This window comes from Paenibacillus sp. 7523-1 (genome assembly GCF_002276415.1).
Taxonomy (GTDB): Bacteria; Bacillota; Bacilli; order Paenibacillales; family Paenibacillaceae; genus Paenibacillus; species Paenibacillus illinoisensis_A.
This window is the reverse complement of the sequence record NZ_NPBR01000044.1, coordinates 1-376: the sequence shown is the minus strand read 5'-3', so window position 1 is coordinate 376 and position 376 is coordinate 1. Positions and strand designations below refer to the sequence as shown.

Sequence of the window (376 nt, the reverse complement as noted above, 5' to 3'; positions counted from 1 at the left end):
GACTTCTTCCACTGCTGCTTTGTCAGCAAGCTCTACGTCCTCTTTTACAGGCAAGCCTTCGATTGCTGCCTTCACCTGATTGGCATCTTCCAGATCCGCGGCTGCTTGAGCTTCCAGTCCAGCAATTGCTGCTTCCGCTTCCGTCAATCGCGTGATATCTCCTACCAACGTCTTTTGAGTCGTAGTTAACGCTTCATAAGCCGAGCGTGCTTCAACCACGACCGTTTTATTGGCTAGTGTTATCTCACTTTTTTCAGGTAAATCTGCAATTTTAGCTTTCACCCGGTTGGCGGCTTCCAGATCTGCTGCCGCTTGAGCTTCCAGTCCAGCAATTGCTGCTTCCGCTTCTGTCAATCGTGTGATATCCCCTACCAGT

Annotated in this window: 1 protein-coding gene; it reads right to left on the bottom strand. The window is 50.0% G+C overall.

Annotation, left to right across the window (positions count from 1 at the left end; all coding sequences use genetic code 11):
- Positions 1–354: hypothetical protein (locus tag CHH60_RS29430; protein WP_217990011.1), on the bottom strand; the 354-nt coding region annotated here is incomplete at its 3' end.
- Between the last annotated feature and the right edge of the window lie 22 nt (positions 355–376).